The organism is Nocardioides sp., from assembly GCA_037045645.1.
Taxonomy (GTDB): domain Bacteria; phylum Actinomycetota; class Actinomycetes; order Propionibacteriales; family Nocardioidaceae; genus Nocardioides.
The window spans coordinates 400,587-415,944 of sequence record JBAOIH010000001.1 but is presented as its reverse complement, the minus strand read 5'-3'; the positions used below and the strand labels follow the sequence as shown (position 1 = coordinate 415,944).

The 15,358-nt window shown below is 66.8% G+C and carries 15 protein-coding genes; 3 read left to right on the top strand and 12 right to left on the bottom strand.

The window, feature by feature from the left end; translation table 11 throughout:
• Positions 1–8 precede the first annotated feature (8 nt).
• From V9G04_02020 to V9G04_02000, 5 genes are all read right to left on the bottom strand, one after another.
• Positions 9–452: a MarR family transcriptional regulator gene (locus tag V9G04_02020; GenBank protein ID MEI2712084.1), complete on the bottom strand. Its 444-nt coding sequence runs from the start codon at positions 450–452 to the stop codon at positions 9–11.
• Positions 449–2,053, bottom strand: coding sequence for an MDR family MFS transporter (locus tag V9G04_02015; GenBank protein ID MEI2712083.1), 1,605 nt, complete (start codon positions 2,051–2,053; stop codon positions 449–451). Before V9G04_02015 ends, V9G04_02020 begins: the two co-directional genes overlap by 4 nt.
• A 459-nt stretch (positions 2,054–2,512) precedes the next feature.
• Positions 2,513–4,489: an ABC transporter ATP-binding protein gene (locus V9G04_02010; protein ID MEI2712082.1), complete on the bottom strand. Its 1,977-nt coding sequence runs from the start codon at positions 4,487–4,489 to the stop codon at positions 2,513–2,515.
• Positions 4,486–6,219: an ABC transporter ATP-binding protein gene (locus V9G04_02005; protein ID MEI2712081.1), complete on the bottom strand. Its 1,734-nt coding sequence runs from the start codon at positions 6,217–6,219 to the stop codon at positions 4,486–4,488. The genes V9G04_02010 and V9G04_02005 overlap by 4 nt, the downstream gene beginning before the upstream one ends.
• A complete protein-coding gene (locus V9G04_02000; protein MEI2712080.1) occupies positions 6,219–6,809 on the bottom strand; it encodes a helix-turn-helix domain-containing protein in 591 nt (196 codons plus the stop codon). The genes V9G04_02005 and V9G04_02000 overlap by 1 nt, the downstream gene beginning before the upstream one ends.
• 209 nt (positions 6,810–7,018) lie before the next feature.
• Between V9G04_02000 and V9G04_01995 the strand changes: the two genes are divergently transcribed.
• Entirely contained in the window at positions 7,019–7,345 is a 327-nt protein-coding gene (locus V9G04_01995; GenBank protein MEI2712079.1) for a type II toxin-antitoxin system PemK/MazF family toxin, read from the top strand.
• Positions 7,346–7,375: 30 nt separating this feature from the next.
• On the opposite strand, the gene V9G04_01990 is transcribed toward V9G04_01995, so the two are convergent.
• From V9G04_01990 to V9G04_01970, 5 genes are all read right to left on the bottom strand, one after another.
• Positions 7,376–7,639, bottom strand: a complete 264-nt coding sequence (locus tag V9G04_01990; GenBank protein MEI2712078.1) for a type II toxin-antitoxin system RelE/ParE family toxin — start codon at positions 7,637–7,639, stop codon at positions 7,376–7,378.
• A complete protein-coding gene (locus tag V9G04_01985; protein MEI2712077.1) occupies positions 7,636–7,896 on the bottom strand; it encodes a type II toxin-antitoxin system Phd/YefM family antitoxin in 261 nt (86 codons plus the stop codon). The genes V9G04_01990 and V9G04_01985 overlap by 4 nt, the downstream gene beginning before the upstream one ends.
• Positions 7,897–7,978: 82 nt before the next feature.
• On the bottom strand, positions 7,979–9,433 hold the full coding sequence (locus tag V9G04_01980) for an HNH endonuclease signature motif containing protein (protein ID MEI2712076.1): 1,455 nt from the start codon (positions 9,431–9,433) through the stop codon (positions 7,979–7,981).
• 341 nt (positions 9,434–9,774) lie between these two features.
• A complete protein-coding gene (pdxH, locus tag V9G04_01975; protein ID MEI2712075.1) occupies positions 9,775–10,452 on the bottom strand; it encodes a pyridoxamine 5'-phosphate oxidase in 678 nt (225 codons plus the stop codon).
• A gap of 7 nt (positions 10,453–10,459) precedes the next feature.
• Positions 10,460–10,972, bottom strand: a complete 513-nt coding sequence (locus V9G04_01970) for a hypothetical protein (GenBank protein ID MEI2712074.1) — start codon at positions 10,970–10,972, stop codon at positions 10,460–10,462.
• 143 nt (positions 10,973–11,115) lie between these two features.
• Here V9G04_01970 and V9G04_01965 point away from each other — a divergent pair, with 143 nt between their 5' ends.
• Entirely contained in the window at positions 11,116–12,222 is a 1,107-nt protein-coding gene (locus V9G04_01965) for a citrate synthase 2 (protein MEI2712073.1), read from the top strand.
• 60 nt (positions 12,223–12,282) lie between these two features.
• Here the strand turns inward: V9G04_01965 and V9G04_01960 are convergent, their stop codons facing one another.
• Positions 12,283–12,786 carry a GNAT family N-acetyltransferase gene (locus tag V9G04_01960; protein MEI2712072.1) on the bottom strand — a complete coding sequence of 168 codons (504 nt, stop codon included), beginning with the start codon at positions 12,784–12,786 and terminating at the stop codon, positions 12,283–12,285.
• Between the two features lie 99 nt (positions 12,787–12,885).
• On the opposite strand from V9G04_01960, the gene serC reads away from it, so the two are divergent.
• Positions 12,886–14,004, top strand: a complete 1,119-nt coding sequence (gene serC, locus V9G04_01955; protein ID MEI2712071.1) for a phosphoserine transaminase — start codon at positions 12,886–12,888, stop codon at positions 14,002–14,004.
• A 691-nt stretch (positions 14,005–14,695) separates the two neighbouring features.
• Here serC and V9G04_01950 read toward each other — a convergent pair.
• Positions 14,696–15,301, bottom strand: a complete 606-nt coding sequence (locus V9G04_01950; GenBank protein ID MEI2712070.1) for a hypothetical protein — start codon at positions 15,299–15,301, stop codon at positions 14,696–14,698.
• Positions 15,302–15,358: the final 57 nt, after the last annotated feature.

Here is a 15,358-nt window from a genome sequence, read left to right as displayed (position 1 = left end):
GTTGGGACTCAGTCCCGCTCCAGAGCCCGGTTGTAGAACCCGAGGCTCGTGACCAGCACCGCCAGGTCCTGGTCGGACATTCCGCCTAGTCGCTGACGCAGCAGGGCACTGCGCGCGCTGGCCACGGCGCGCAATTTCGTACGCGCTCCTTCGGTCACCGACACCAATTGGGCGCGACCGTCCTCGGGGTCTGGCGTACGCACGACAAGCCCGAGCTCGATCAGCTGATGCAGTTTGCGGCTCACCGCCGCCTTGTCTGCCTCCAGCGCATCCGCCACGGCGGCAGCGCGCAGCGGACCGCACCGCTCGACGTACGACAACATCATGTAGTGACCCGCCGACAGTGCGGGGTCAACGGCGCGCGCCCGCTCGCCCAGCACCCGCCGAAGTCGCCGTACGAGCACTCCGACCTCGGACTCCAGCTCGGCGAAGAGTCCGTCGCGTTCGCTCATCGCGCGACGCCGTGCGGCTGATCGACACCGAGCTCGGCGGCGACCTCGGGGGCCAACTCGTCGGAGCGCAGGACGGTCGTACGCAAGGGGACTTCCTTGATGAAGGACAGGCATACCAGCGCGGCGATGGCGAAGGGCGTCGCCACGAGGAAGAGGTGACCGGTCGCCGAGCCGAAGGCGTGCTCGAACAGCGCCCGGATGGGCGCAGGCAACTCGGACACGTCCGGGATCGAGTGCGACTCGTGCGAGTCGGCCTTGATTCCCATCTTGGCCAACCCTTCGGTGACGGTGGATGCGACCTGGTGACTGAGCACCGCACCCAGGGCAGAGACACCGGCCGACCCACCGAGGGAGCGGAAGAACGCGACCACGGACGACGCTGCACCCATGTCCGCCTGGGCCGTGTTGTTCTGCACGGCCAGGACGAGGTTCTGCATGGTGGCGCCGAGGCCGAGACCCAAGACGGCCATGTAGGCACCGACGACGTACAAGGAGGTCTTCTCGTCGATCATCGACAGCAGCCCCATCCCGGCGATCACCAGCACCATGCCGCCGATCAGGTAGCGCTTCCACAGCCCGGTGGTGCTGATGATCCGACCGGTCACGATCGACGACACGAGGAGCCCGCCGACCATGCAGATCGACATCAAGCCGGCCTTGGTGGGCGACATGCCGCGCGCGATCTGGAAGTACTGACTCAGATAGACCGTCGCGCCGAACATCGCGACGCCGATCAGCACCGAAGCCGCCGTGGCCAGGGAGGTCGTACGGTCTCGGAAGAGCCGCATCGGGATGATCGGCTCGATCGCGACCTTCATCTCGACGTAGACCGCCGCGCAGATGAACACCACCGCGCCGGCGATCAGGGCGTACGACTTGCTGCTCAGCCAGTCGAATTGGTTGCCGGCCAGGGAGACCCAGATCAGCAGCATCGAGACTCCACCCATCAACAGCGTGGCTCCGAGGTAGTCGATGTGCACCTCGCGCTTGTGGTGGGTGAGGTGGAGGGTCTTTTGGAGCACGACGAACGCGAGCACGGCGATGGGGAGCCCGGCATAGAAGCACCAGCGCCAGCCGAGCGTGTCGACGAGCAGGCCTCCGATGAGCGGGCCGGACACGGTGGCGAGCGCGAAGACCGCACCGATATAGCCCGAATAGCGGCCCCGTTCGCGCGGCGGCACCATGCTGGCGATCACGACCTGTACGAGGGCGGTCAGCCCGCCGACGCCGAGTCCCTGGAAGGCGCGCGCGCCGATCAGCACTTCCATGCTGGGCGCCAGACCGGCGGCGATCGAGCCGAGCGAGAAGATCACCAACGCGATCTGCACCAGGATCTTCTGCGGGAAGAGGTCGGCCAGTTTGCCCCAGATCGGGGTGGTGGCCGTCATGGTCAGCAGCGTCGCGACGACGACCCAGGTGTAGCCGGTCTGGCTGCCCTTGAGATCGGTCACGATGACCGGCAGCGCGTTGGACACGATGGTGCTCGACACCATGGCGACGAACATCGCGAGCAGCAGCCCGGTAAGCGCCTCCATGATCTCGCGGTGGGTCATCTGGCCGGTCTCCTCGGCCGGTCGGGACACGGTCGGGCTCTTGGACATGGGGCTCCTCTTGCGGCGGCTGGGGCAACCGGGGCGGATCTCATCAACGCCGGCGATTGGTTGACTGTGTCAACGATCCACCTAGTGGTTGACGAAATCAACTTGTCGCGCGTGTGTCCCCCGCCACTCGCCGAGGGGTCACGAACTCTCGTCGAGGAGTCATCAAATGCAGACAACCCGCAGGTGTAGCGCCGTACGACGCTCCGCTCGGGGGACGTCCCAAGCTCACCTGCGGGTCGGGTGTCTGCGTTTGGATTGCCAGCAGCACTTCGTGGCGCAACTGGCGGACGGTTGCTGCTAGACCGCAGCCACCTCACGCGTCCTGTAAGTATTCAACTTCGGACCACCTCCTTTCCCGTGTGGAAGCAGGCTAGGCATCCCAGGGGAAGGCCTCAAGTGGTTTTTCTGCCGACTCGGCGGGAATTGCTGCCGACTCGGCGGGAATTGCTGCTGACTCGGCTAGTTGGCGGCGGCGGCGAACTGCGACTGATACAGCCGGGCGTACGCCCCCTCGGCCTCCAATAGCTGCTCGTGGGTGCCCTGCTCCACGATCGCGCCATCCTCCATGACCAAGATCAGGTCAGCGTCGCGGATGGTGGAGAGCCGGTGCGCGATCACGAAGGACGTACGGTCCTCGCGCAGGGCACCCATCGCGTGTTGCAGCAGCAATTCCGTACGCGTGTCGACCGACGAGGTGGCCTCGTCGAGGATCAGCAGAGCCGGATCGGAGAGGAAGGCACGGGCGATGGTGACGAGTTGGCGTTCGCCCGCCGAGAGGTTGGTGCCCTCCTCGTCGATCCAGGTGTCGTACCCGTCAGGCAGCGAGTGCACGAAGCGGTCGACGTACGTCGCGGTGGCCGCATCCAGGATCTGCTCCTGCGTCGCATCCGGATCGCCGTACGCGATGTTGTCGCGGATGGTGCCCGCGAAGAGCCAGGTGTCTTGAAGCACCATGCCGGTCTGGTCACGCAACGCCGCTCGCGGCAACGTCGAGATGTCGACGCCGTCGAGAGTGATCCGACCGCCGTCGAGCTCATAGAAGCGCATCACCAGGTTGACCAGCGTGGTCTTGCCGGCTCCGGTCGGGCCGACGATCGCGACGGTCGCACCAGGCGCGGCCACCAGTGAGAGGTCGCGGATCAGCGGACGCTCGGGGTCGTACGAGAAGGAGACGTGCTCGAAGCGCACCTCGCCATGCCGATCGGCCGGTGCAGGCGGGGTCGCCGTGCCCGCATCGGACTCCTCCGACGCATCCAGGAACTCGAAGATCCGCTCCGCCGACGCCACACCCGACTGCAACAGGTTGGCCATCGAGGCGACCTGGGCGAGCGGCTGGGTGAACTGCCGGGTGTACTGGATGAACGCCTGCACCTCACCCAACGACAAGTTGCCCGACGCGACGCGCAGACCGCCGACCACCGCGACGGCCACGTAGTTGATGTTCCCGATCAACATCATGATCGGCATGATCAGCCCGCTGATGAACTGGGCCTTGAACGACGCTTGATAGAGCTCGTCGTTCTCCTGCGCGAAGACGCGCTCGGCCTCGACCTGGCGGCCGTACACCTTCACCAAGGACTGGCCGGAGAAGGTCTCCTCGATATGCGCGTTGAGCCGGCCCGTACGCCGCCACTGCGCGATGAACTGGCCCTGCGAGCGCTTCATCACCGCCCCGCCGACGATCATCGTCAGCGGCACCGTCAGCAGCGCGATCAACGCCAGAAGCGGCGAGATCCACAGCATCATCACCAGCACCGAGATCAACGTCAGCACCGAGGTGAGCAGTTGCGAAAGCGTCTGCTGCAACGACTGGCTCAGGTTGTCGATGTCGTTGGTGGCGCGGGAGAGGAGTTCGCCGCGGGGCTGGCGGTCGAAGTACGACAGGGGCAGCGCGTGCACCTTGTCCTCGACCTCGGCACGCAGGCCACGGATCGTCGCCTGGACGGCGTCGTTGAGCAACCAACCGGCGGCCCACGCGAGTCCCGAGCCGATCACATAGATGGCGAGCACGGTGAGCAGCACGCGCGCCACGGCGTCGAAGTCGACCCCGACGCCAGGCACGACGTCCATCGACGCCACCATGCTGGCGACCTTGTCCTCGCCCGCGGCACGCAAGGCCTGCACGGCCTCGGCCTTGGTGGTGCCGGGCGGCATCTGCTCGCCGAGTTTGGAGCCGAGTAGGCCCGCGAAGATGAGGTCGGTCGCGCGACCCAGAATCCGTGGGCCGATCGCCATCAACAGCACGCTGCCAAGCGTGAGGATGAGTACGCCGGTGATCCGGTTGCGCTCGGGACGCAACCGCTTGACCAGTCGGATGCCCGACTCCTTGAAGCGGTCGGCCTTCTGGCCCATCATCGGCCCGCCCATCGGGCCGCGCCCGTGGCCGGGACCGGACTCGACGCGCTCGGTCTCTTTCAGGTCGGCAGACTCACTCATGCCGCCTCCTCCGCGCTGAGCTGGGACTCGACGATCTCGCGATAGGTCTCGCAGGACTCCAAGAGCGACTCGTGCGTCCCGCGACCGACGATCGCGCCGTCTTCGAGCACGATGATCAGGTCGGCGTCGCGGATCGTGGAGACCCGCTGGGCGACGATCAGCACCGTGGATTCGCGGGTCACGGGCTTGAGCGCGGCCCGCAGCCGCGCATCAGTCGCGAGGTCGAGCGCGCTGAACGAGTCGTCGAAGAGATAGACGTACGGCTGTCTGATCACCGCCCGCGCAATGGCAAGCCGTTGCCGTTGGCCGCCCGAGAAGTTCGTGCCACCTTGCGCGACGCTGGACTCCAATCCGTCCGGCATGGCGGAGACGAAGTCACGGGCCTGAGCGATCTCCAGCGCCTGCCACATCTGCTCCTCAGTCGCATCGGCCTTCCCATAGCGCAGGTTGTCGGCGATCGTGCCGGAGAAGAGGAACGCCTTCTGCGGCACCAGTCCGAGCCCCGACCACAGCGTCTCCGGCGCCAGTCGTCGAGTGTCCACTCCCCCAACTGACACCGCCCCGGAGGTCGCATCGAAGAGCCGCGGCACCAGGTTGAGCAACGTGGTCTTGCCGGCGCCGGTGGAACCGATCAAGGCGACGGTCTGGCCAGGGACAGCCTCGAACGAGATGTCACGCAGCACCGGCACATCGGCGCCGGGATAGGTGAACTCGACAGCGTCGAAGCGTACGGTCCCGGGCGTCGGTTGCTGCGTCACCGGCTGGGTCGGCGGGACGACCGACGACTCGGTGTCGAGCACCTCCATGATCCGGTCGGCACACACCGCCGCGCGCGGGATCATCATCATCAAGAAGGTCGCCATCATCACCGACATCACGATCTGCATCAGATAAGAGATGTACGCCGTGAGCGCGCCGACCTGCATCTGGCCCGACTCGACGCGGTGCCCGCCGAACCAGAGCACCCCGATCGTCGCGACGTTGGCCACCAACATCACCGTCGGGAACATCCCGGCCATCCAGCGCCCGGCCGTGATCGAGACCTTGGTGAGGTCGTGGTTGGCGACCGCGAAGCGGTCGGTCTCGTACGACTCGCGGACGAACGCGCGTACGACCCGCACGCCGGTGATCTGCTCACGCAGCAGCCGGTTGACCTCGTCGATCTTCTCCTGCATCGCCCGGAAACTCGGCACCATCTTGATCACGATCAGACCGATGGACAGCCCGAGGACGGGTACGACCGCCACGATCAGCCAGGCCAACCCGGGGTCCTCACGTACGGCCATCAGAATCGCGCCGACCATCATGATCGGCGCCATCACCGCCAGCGTGCCACCCATCAGGACGAGCATCTGCACCTGCTGCACGTCGTTGGTCTCCCGGGTGATCAACGACGGAGCTCCGAAGTGATTGACCTCGCGCGCCGAGAAACTCCCCACCTGGTGGAAGATCTGGGCGCGTACGTCGCGGCCAAAACTCATCGCCATCCGGGCGGAGAACCACACCGCCGCGATCGAGCAGAGCACCTGCACGACCGAGACGGCGAGCATCACGCCGCCGCGGCGCACGATGTAGCCGGTGTCGCCGGTCACCACGCCGTTGTCGATGATCTCGGCATTGAGGCTGGGCAGCCACAGGGCCGCCACCGTCCCGACAAACTGCAAGAACAGCACGGCGAGGAAGAACGACCAATAGGGCCGCAGTCGAGTGCGTACGAGTCGCCACAACATCAGCGGGCCTCCTGCTTCATGAGTCCGTCGAGAACGGTCGAGACGATCTGCTCCGGCGTCAGGATGACGCCGTCGGAGATGTGCGGATGGGTGCCGGAGAAGGTGAGCAGCCGCAGCGTGCGGACGAGTTGCTCGGGAGGGCAGAGGAAGAGATCAGCGTCGGGATCGACCAACGACTCGGCGATCTTCTGGCCGCGCGCGCGTGCCTCGACCGTGTGCTTGTGCGCTTGCGGTGGACCGACCATGCCCATCGCCGTCATCAGGGCGAAGGTCCCGCGGAAGCGGATCTGCAAGAGCGTCACGTAGTCGAGCAACCGTTGGCGCAACGGTTGCTCGCGCTCGATGTTTGCGAGGTCGAGGAGGAAAGGTTCGAAGTCCAGGGCGTGCTCGATTGCTGCCAGGACGAGGTCGTCCTTGGAGTCGAAGACGCGAAAGATCGTGCCTTCGGCCACCCCAGCGGCCTCCGCGATCTGGCGCGTGGTGACCGTACGTCCGTGCTCGTGCAGCAAGGGCAAGGTGGCGTCGATCAGGGCTTGGCGGCGTACGTCCGGCGCGAGGGGCTTGGCGCGGGTGGATCTGGGTTGAGACACAGCGGGACTCTAAGTGAGTGAGCACTCACTCACAAGTCGAGGCAATGACAGGGACGCGTGACCACGCAGCAGCCATGTGCGGACGTTCCTTGAGTGCGCTCGCCTGAGTTCGCTGCGGAGGCCCACCGCCAGGCCGCCTTGGTGGCAGACGCGTCAACGGGCTCAGACGACATGGACTTCGTGGAAGCCGTCTTGCAAGACTGGACCGAATGAAGCGCGGCGACATCATCACGGTCGCTGGTAGTGTCTACGCAACCAAACCCAGGCCTGCGCTGGTGATCCAGGACGGCCGGTTCGACGCCACCGATTCACTCACCATCTGCCCGTTCACCACTACAGCCGTGGACGCGCCTCTGCTTCGGGTCCTAGTTGTCGCCCACGAACTCAATGGTCTCGATCAGGACTGCTATCTGATGGTGGACAAAGTCACCACGGTCCGGCGCGCCAACGCGCACACGGTGCTCGGCCGCCTCGAGCCCCCAGCGCTGGTCGAACTCGAGCGACGACTGTTGGTCTTACTCGGATTCGGTGGCTAACCAACGCATTCTGCGCGGCATGAGGGCGCGTCAGCGTCCGCGGCAGATCTCTCGGCGATGCCCGACGGCCAGCACCAGGACGATGAGGACTCCATCGTTGATCTCGTACACGATGCGATAGCCACCCGTCCGGACACGCCACTCGCCATCGCCGCCCACGAGCTTCTTCGCTCCGGTGGGCCTCGGCTCCTCGGCCAAGAGCTCGATGGCAGCCTGGACACGCCGCCGCGCGGTCCCGTCCAGCTTCTTGAGCTGGCGAACCGCGCCCGGGCTGATCTCGACGCGATACGTCACGCCAGGCCCAGGTCGGCCTTCACGGCATCCCAGGGAATCGATCCTTCGGATGCCATCTCATCGCGCGCCGCACGGGCGGCCTCGAGGTCAGCCAGGTTCTCGGCTGCTTCGATGAGGCGCGCCAGGTCGTCCGCATCGATGACGGCAGCGACCCGCTGGCCGCGGCGGGTGAGGTAGATGGGGTCGTGCTTCACTCGAGCCTCGTCGACCACGTCAGCGAGCCGTGCCCGCGCATGGGTCACAGTCAGTTCGGTCATGCCCACAGGATGCCATTCTCTGTCAGAGATGTACAATTCCGCGCATATGGTGAAACTCTCCCACATCGGCAGAGACGGACGCTCACGACCGGATCATCAGCCGGTGCGTAGCAGGGTTGAGTGGTGGGGTTTCCCAGGGTGCGTAGTCGCATCCGGTGGTTCGCGTTCGGGGTGGTGGTGGTGTCTTGTCCAGCGGGGTAGTGCCGTCGGGGTCTCGGCGGTAGGTCTGGCCGTGAGGGCTGGCCCAGTGCCAGACGCCGGGTTCGATCGTGGTGACCTGCCAGGCGGCCTCGTGTTTGAGTCTGTGATGCCTTCTGCAGAGCGGATGGAGGTTGCAGGAGCAGGTGCGTCCGCCTTGGTTGTGGGCGATGTGGTGGTCGTGGTCGCACCTGGTGGCGGAGCGGGTGCACCACGGGAAGGTGCAGTGCCCGGCGGCGAGGTAGTCGGTCTGGTCACGCAGCAGGGGCGGGATCTCGTATGCGGCGGAGGTGCGGTGTGCAGCCAAGTCCAACACCGGGCGGATCGTGACGGTCGCGCCGGGGTTGCCACACCAGGTCTGAACCATCGCGGTGAGGGTGGCGCGGTCGCCGCGCACGAAGGCGCGGGTGACCGGGTCCAGGGTCGCGGGGTCGAGGTGGCTGGGGGTGAGGTGCACGACCAGGTCGATCGCCCGCCGCGGACTGGTGGGCGCCTGGTTGTTGTCGTCGAGGAGGGCGGCGGCGGTGTGGGGATCGGCGAGGATCCCGACCGCCCGTGCACGGCGTACGTCCAACGACTCGACGTAGTCGCCTTCGGCGAGGGCGCGGGCTTTCAACGCGGCAGCCACGGCTGTGACGGTCTGGTCGAAGTTGTGTAGGTCTGCCCAGTCGCCCCGGATGGCCATGTCCGCGACCCCGGTGTGATTCATCGAGGATTCGTCCAGGCGTACGAACCTCTTGTCCAGCGCGTCAAGGGAGTCTTGTTCGACTTCCTCGGGATGGAGCCGGATCAAAATCGCGGTCAGGATCTGGTCGAGTCGCCGGACACCGACCCGGCCGGCGATCGGCGCCACCTCGACGTCGAGAGCATCGGAGACATCGCGTGGTTGGGCGATGATGGTTTCGGCGATCCGACGAGCCCGCCACACCGGGACCCGGCCGGCTTGGACGCCTGCCCAGATCCTGGGGAGGCGGTGCCGCAACAGCAACGCGTCGCGGATGAACCGTTCCCCAGCAGCGGTGGTGGTGCCCATCGCGGCGGCGAAGGGGGCGCCGGCGTCCCAGGCCATGGTGGGGATGAACGCATCGTCGGCGAACTCGAGTTCGTCGGGCGCGGTTTCGCGGGTCAGCCACGACACCGCGGCCTGGCCGTGTTTCGGGGTTTTCGCCCCGGTCTGGGAGGGGTCGGGGTGCGCGTCGGCCCAGCGGGCGGCCAACGCGAGTTTGCGGGCCTCAGCAGCAGCGATCACCTCGTCCAACGCGACCACCTCGGCGAGCATCCCAGCGGCCGGTGTGGCGCCGGAGGTGTGGTTTCGAGACGCGCCTACGGCGCTCCTCAACCACCGGGAGACCGGGATCGGTGGTTGAGGAGCGAGCGTCAGCGAGCGTCTCGAAACCACGCAGCACGCGCACGGGAATGTGGTTTCGAGACGGCGCTGCGCGCCTCCTCAACCACCGGCGGGCGGTCCGGGATCGGTGGTTGAGGAGCGAGCGGAAGCGAGCGTCTCGAAACCACGCAGCGCGCACGGGGGTGTGGTTTCGAGACGCGCCTACGGCGCTCCTCAACCACCGGGGGGAAGTGGTTTCGAGACGGCGCTGCGCGCCTCCTCAACCACCGGGGCTGCGCGCCTCCTCCACCACCGGGCGAAACCACCGGTAGACCCGCAAACGGGGTGCGCGATCAGGGCTGGAGGCGACTGATCGACCACTCAGAGCCGTCGCGCTGATAGACCAGCCGATCATGCAAACGGTTGGCCCTCCCCTGCCAGAACTCGATCACCGACGGCGTGATCGCATACCCACCCCAGTCGTCTGGCACCGGGATCACGTCGAGGTCCTCGTACGCCTTCTCGGCCTCGGCCTGGGCGCGTTCGAGATCGTCACGCGAATCGATGGGACGCGACTGCCGCGAAGCCCAGGCCCCACATTGCGCCCCACGGGGTCGAGAGTGGAAGTACGCCGCGACGGCCTCGCGGTCCAACGACCGGGCCATCCCCTCGACCCGCACCTGGCGCTCGATGCCATGCCACGGGAAAAGCAGTGCACACCGATCATTGGCGGCGAGGTCTTGACCCTTGCGGGAGGCCTGGTTGGTGAAGAAGACGTACGCCCCGTCGGTCAGCCCGCGCAGCAGCACCATCCGGGAAGACGGCTGCCCGTCAGCCGACACCGTGGCGAGCACCATCGCGTTGGGCTCGGGCAGCCGCGCTCGAGTCGCGTCGGCATGCCAATGCCGGAAGAGTTCGAGCGGGTCCTGCGGAGCGTCGGCTTCAGCAAGTCCACCCAGGGCATAGTCGCGTCGTTGTCGGGCCCACGGCTGGTCGGGCGCCCCTGCGCCCGGATCGATCCCGATGCTCACGACAGACTCACGAAAGTTGGGCGAAGCCGCGGGCTTGCGTACCCGAGTCGTTGAGATGTTCGCCCAACTTGGCCAGGGCCGCGCCGACCTTCTCCAAGGTGTCGCCGATGGCGTCCATCGCCTTCGCGAGCTCGCCGAGATTGCTGGTGGTGCCCTTGATCTCGTCGGCGGCGCCACTGAGCTTGGCAGCCGGGCCGTCCATCATCGGCAGTTTGCCGACGCCGTCCGCGGCGTCGGAGATCTTGTCGGCGCCCGCGGCCAACGCGGACACGATGCCGGCCAATGCCTCGGACGAGGAGGCCAACGCCGATCGGGCACCCGAGCGACCGTCCTCGCCGACCAGCGCGAAGGATGCGCTGCGCGCCTGCTCCCCTGCCCCGCCCAGTGCATCGCCCAACTTGTCGAGGTATTCGGGCAACCTGCCCAACATCGCGAGCGAGTCCTTGTTCTCAGTGATGAGCTTGGCGACGTCGTTGAAGTCGTTGAGGTCGAGGCCGTTGAGCAGGTTTCCCAGATCCATGACGGCAGACTAATCCGCGGACCGCTCGCGCGGTTCGGATTCGCGCGGGGCACAATGACCGGAGCACAATCGCAGGAATTCCGCGCGCGCCCACAAGGCTGCGCATCCCCAACTCATCACCGCTCACTGACAAGGGAGTCCACGTGACCGAGGTCCAACACGGCCTGGAAGGCGTCGTCGCCTTCGAATCCGAGATCGCCGAGCCAGACAAGGAAGGCTCGTCGCTGCGCTATCGCGGCGTCGACATCGAGGAACTCGTCGGGCGGGTGCCGTTCGAGAAGGTGTGGGGCCTGCTGGTCGACGGGTCGTACGAGCCGGGGCTGCCGCCCGCGGAGCCGTACAACATCGCCATCCACACCGGTGACGTACGCGCTGACGTGCAGGCCTCGGTCGCGATGCTCGCGCCGATGCTGGGGATGGGCCAGACCTACGACATCTCCGACGAGCAGGCCCGCCTCGACCTCTCCCGCGTCGCGGTGATGGTGCTGTCGTACGCCGCCCAGGCCGCCCGCGGTCTCGGCAAGCCGGTCGTCACCCAAGCCGACGTGGACAACGGCGCGACGCTGGCCGAGAAGTTCCTGATCCGCTGGCGCGGCGAGGCCGATCCCAAGCACGTCAAGGCGATCGACGCCTACTGGTCGTCCGCGGCCGAGCACGGCATGAACGCCTCGACCTTCACCGCGCGCGTCATCACCTCCACCGGTGCCGATGTGGCCGCCGCCTTCTCCGGCGCCATCGGCGCAATGAGTGGCCCGCTGCACGGCGGCGCGCCCTCGCGCGTGCTCGGCATGATCGAGCAGGTCGAGCAGCGCGGTGACGCGCGGGCGTACGTCAAGGAGCTCCTGGACAACAAGGAGCGGCTGATGGGCTTCGGCCACCGCGTCTATCGCGCGGAAGACCCGCGCGCTCGCGTGCTGCGGCGTACGGCCAAGGAACTCGACGCGCCTCGCTATCAGGTCGCCGAGGAGCTGGAGAAGGCTGCTTTGGCAGAGTTGCGCGAGCGTCGTCCCGACCGCGTCCTGGAGACCAACGTGGAGTTCTGGGCCGCGATCGTGCTCGACTTCGCGGAGGTGCCGGCCAACATGTTCACCTCGATGTTCACCTGTGCGCGTACGGGTGGCTGGTCGGCGCACATCCTGGAGCAGAAGCGCACCGGGCGCCTGATTCGCCCGTCGGCGATCTACACCGGTCCGGCCACGCGGCCGGCGTCTTCGGTCGAGGGCTGGGACGAGTCCTGGGCGACCGCCTGACGGGTGGTTTCGAGACGCCGCTTCGCGGCTCCTCAACCACCGGGAGTCCTGGGCGGCTCCTCAACCACCGCCGAGCGAGCGCGCCAGGCACCGGTTGAGCGGGGAATCGCGGTAATGCGCGAACGGCTGGATCGGTCGATACCCCGATTGCTCGTAGAAGTGCAGCGCCGCAGCCTGCGGCGCGCCGGACTCCAAGATCACGTCGGTGGCGCCGGCCGCCCACGCGGTCTGCTCCAGATGCGCCAGCATCCGACCTGCCAGCCCCTGGCGTTGGTGGCGTGAGACGACGTACATCCGCTTGATCTCGACCGGCCGCTCCAGGCCCAGCAGCGCCGCCACGTCGGGCCTCATCCGCCACGCACCCGAGGCGACCGGCTCGCCGTGGAGATAACCGACGAAGAAGGCGCCCTGCGGTGGCTCGAAATAGCCGGGTTCCAGCGGCGTCTCGTCGCGGCTGCCATAGAGGGAGACGTAGTAACTCTGGACCTGCTCGATCAACATCTGGGCATCCGGATGCTCGATCGACACCGGGCGGATCTCCCAGTGAGGTGTGGGGATGGTCATGCTGGACTCCGTAGGAGCGGCGGGGGCGCGCCTGCCAGAATAGAGCCGCGCTGACAGCGTCGTCGGCCCGCCAGATCCGCGACACGCGAAGGACTCCTCATGACGCTGCAGATTCCCTCCGAACTTCTCCCCGTGGACGGCCGCTTCGGCGCCGGTCCCTCGAAGATCGACCCGACTCACCTGGCCGCACTGGCCGCCACCGGTCGCGACCTGATGGGCACCTCGCACCGCCAAGCCCCGGTCAAGAAGACCGTGGGCCGCGTTATCGAGGGGCTCACCTCCTTGTTCGACCTGCCCGACGGCTACCAGGTGGTGCTCGGCAACGGTGGCGCGACCGCGTTCTGGGACATCGCCGCCTTCGGCCTGGTCCGGGAGAAGTCCCAACACCTGGCCTTCGGTGAGTTCTCCTCAAAGTTCGCCGCCTCGGTCACTGCCGCCCCGTGGCTGGCGGCGCCGTCCATCATCAAGTCCGAGCCCGGTTCGCGGCCCGACGCTGTGCGGGAGGAGGGCGTGGACGCGTACGCCTGGGCGCACAACGAGACGTCGACCGCGGTGATGGCGCCAGTCGTACGCCCCGACGGCACCGACGCCGACGACGCGCTCGTCCTGATCGACGCCACTTCGGGGGCTGGTGGTCTGCCGGTCGACCTTACTCAGACCGACGTCTACTACTTCGCGCCGCAAAAGTGCTTCGCCTCCGACGGCGGCCTGTGGATCGCGCTGATGTCGCCGGCCGCGCTGGAGCGCGCCGCGCAGATCGCCGCCAGCGACCGCTATGTCCCGCCGTTCTTCGACCTGCCGACGGCGATCGACAACTCGAGCAAGAACCAGACCTACAACACCCCGTCAGTCGCCACGCTCTTCTTGATGGCCGAGCAACTCGACTGGATGAACGCCCATGGTGGGCTGGCCGGGATGGTGGAGCGTACGTCCGCCTCGTCCGACGCGCTCTACGGCTGGGCCGAGCGCACCTCCTTCACGACCCCCTATGTCGCGGACCCCAGCCACCGCTCCCTGGTGATCGGCACGATCGACTTCGACGAGTCGATCAACGCCGACGAGATCGCGGCGACGCTGCGCGCCAACGGGATCGTCGACACCGAGCCCTACCGCAAGCTCGGTCGCAATCAGTTGCGGATCGCGATGTATCCCGCGATCGATGCACTCGACGTCGAGGCGTTGACCCGCAGCATCGACTGGGTCGTCGAAAACCGCTGAGCAATGCTGACCGGCGATCTGGACGCGCGTACTTTCTCAGACCGGAATACGTGGTCCTCGCACCTCTCAACCCAGCGACCACGTAGAAGGAACGCCATGCCCGCACTGACTCGTAGGTCCAGCACCCTTGTTTCGGTGGCCCTTGCTATTGCGTGCACGCTGGTGCTAGCCGCCCCGTCGTCCGCAGAGTCAGTCCGCGGGAAGGACACGTCGGATGTGTGGGAGATGGCCCCCCGCTACAACATCACTTCGGCGAGCGTCTCCAATACCCCCTCAGCCCTAACCTTTCGAATGAATCTCAAGCGCGCCACGAGGAGGGTCGACTATTACATGGATGCCGTCTGGCCATTCGATCCGGGCGGCTTTGTGTTGCGAGCCAAAGTCACGTTCACTCAGCGCGGACCGAAAATTTCGGTCGCGAAGTACTTCAGTGGATATGACTCTCTCGAGCGAGTCTCATGCAAGGGAGCTTCATCGCGGCTGGTTCGGGGCATCGGTGGCAGTCTGACCGTTTCCATACCGTGGTCCTGCGTGATCAGCCAGCCCACCCCCTGGGCGGCGCCATCACTCGCTACAGCGCCGCGAGGGCAGAGTCTGAGGGAATCCGAGAAAATGGACTGGATCGAGTTCACCAATTCCACACTGGCAGTCGGCTGACCAACGCAGTCCCCACGGCAGCGCCTGTTGCGCGTCAGCGGCCCAGCACGGTCGCGGCACGGCGTACGAGTGCGTCGGCGCGGCGCCGCTTGGTGAACTGCGGCACGAACGAGTGCAGCATCGCGACTCGACGCCCGACCTTGATCACGGCGAACCAGCCGTTCACGGTCCCGGCCTGGTGATCGGTGCCGCCGACGTGCCACACGGTGGCCTTGCCGCGGGTCAGCGCCAGGTCCCGGCGCCGCTCCAGTTTGGGTCCCCACAAGTTGGTCTTGCCCTCCCAACTGGTGCAGCCCGCTGCCCAGCGACGCACCAGCAGTTGCCGGACAGACCGCGTCTGCGCATGGGTGCCGAGCTCGACGACCGCCTCGCGCACGCTGGCGCCCGAGCCGTCCGGCTCGGTGGAGATGTTGCTGAAGAACGCTCGTTGGGCTCCGGGCAGGCTCGCCAGGCCGCGGCGCTGACACACCACCCGGGGACCGTCACCGGGCCCGACCTCGACCGTGTGGAGACCCCTCACCCCCAACGCCTGGAGACTCGGATCGCCGATCACATTGGCGACCTCCAGCCGGTCGCGCGCCGCCGCGGCCGGGGCAGCCAGGGTCAAGGTCAGCAACACTGTCAGCAGCAAGGGCTTCATCGCAGGGTCCTTTCGATCGGGTCGGGTACCTACCCACACGTCAGCGAGCAGCAGTTG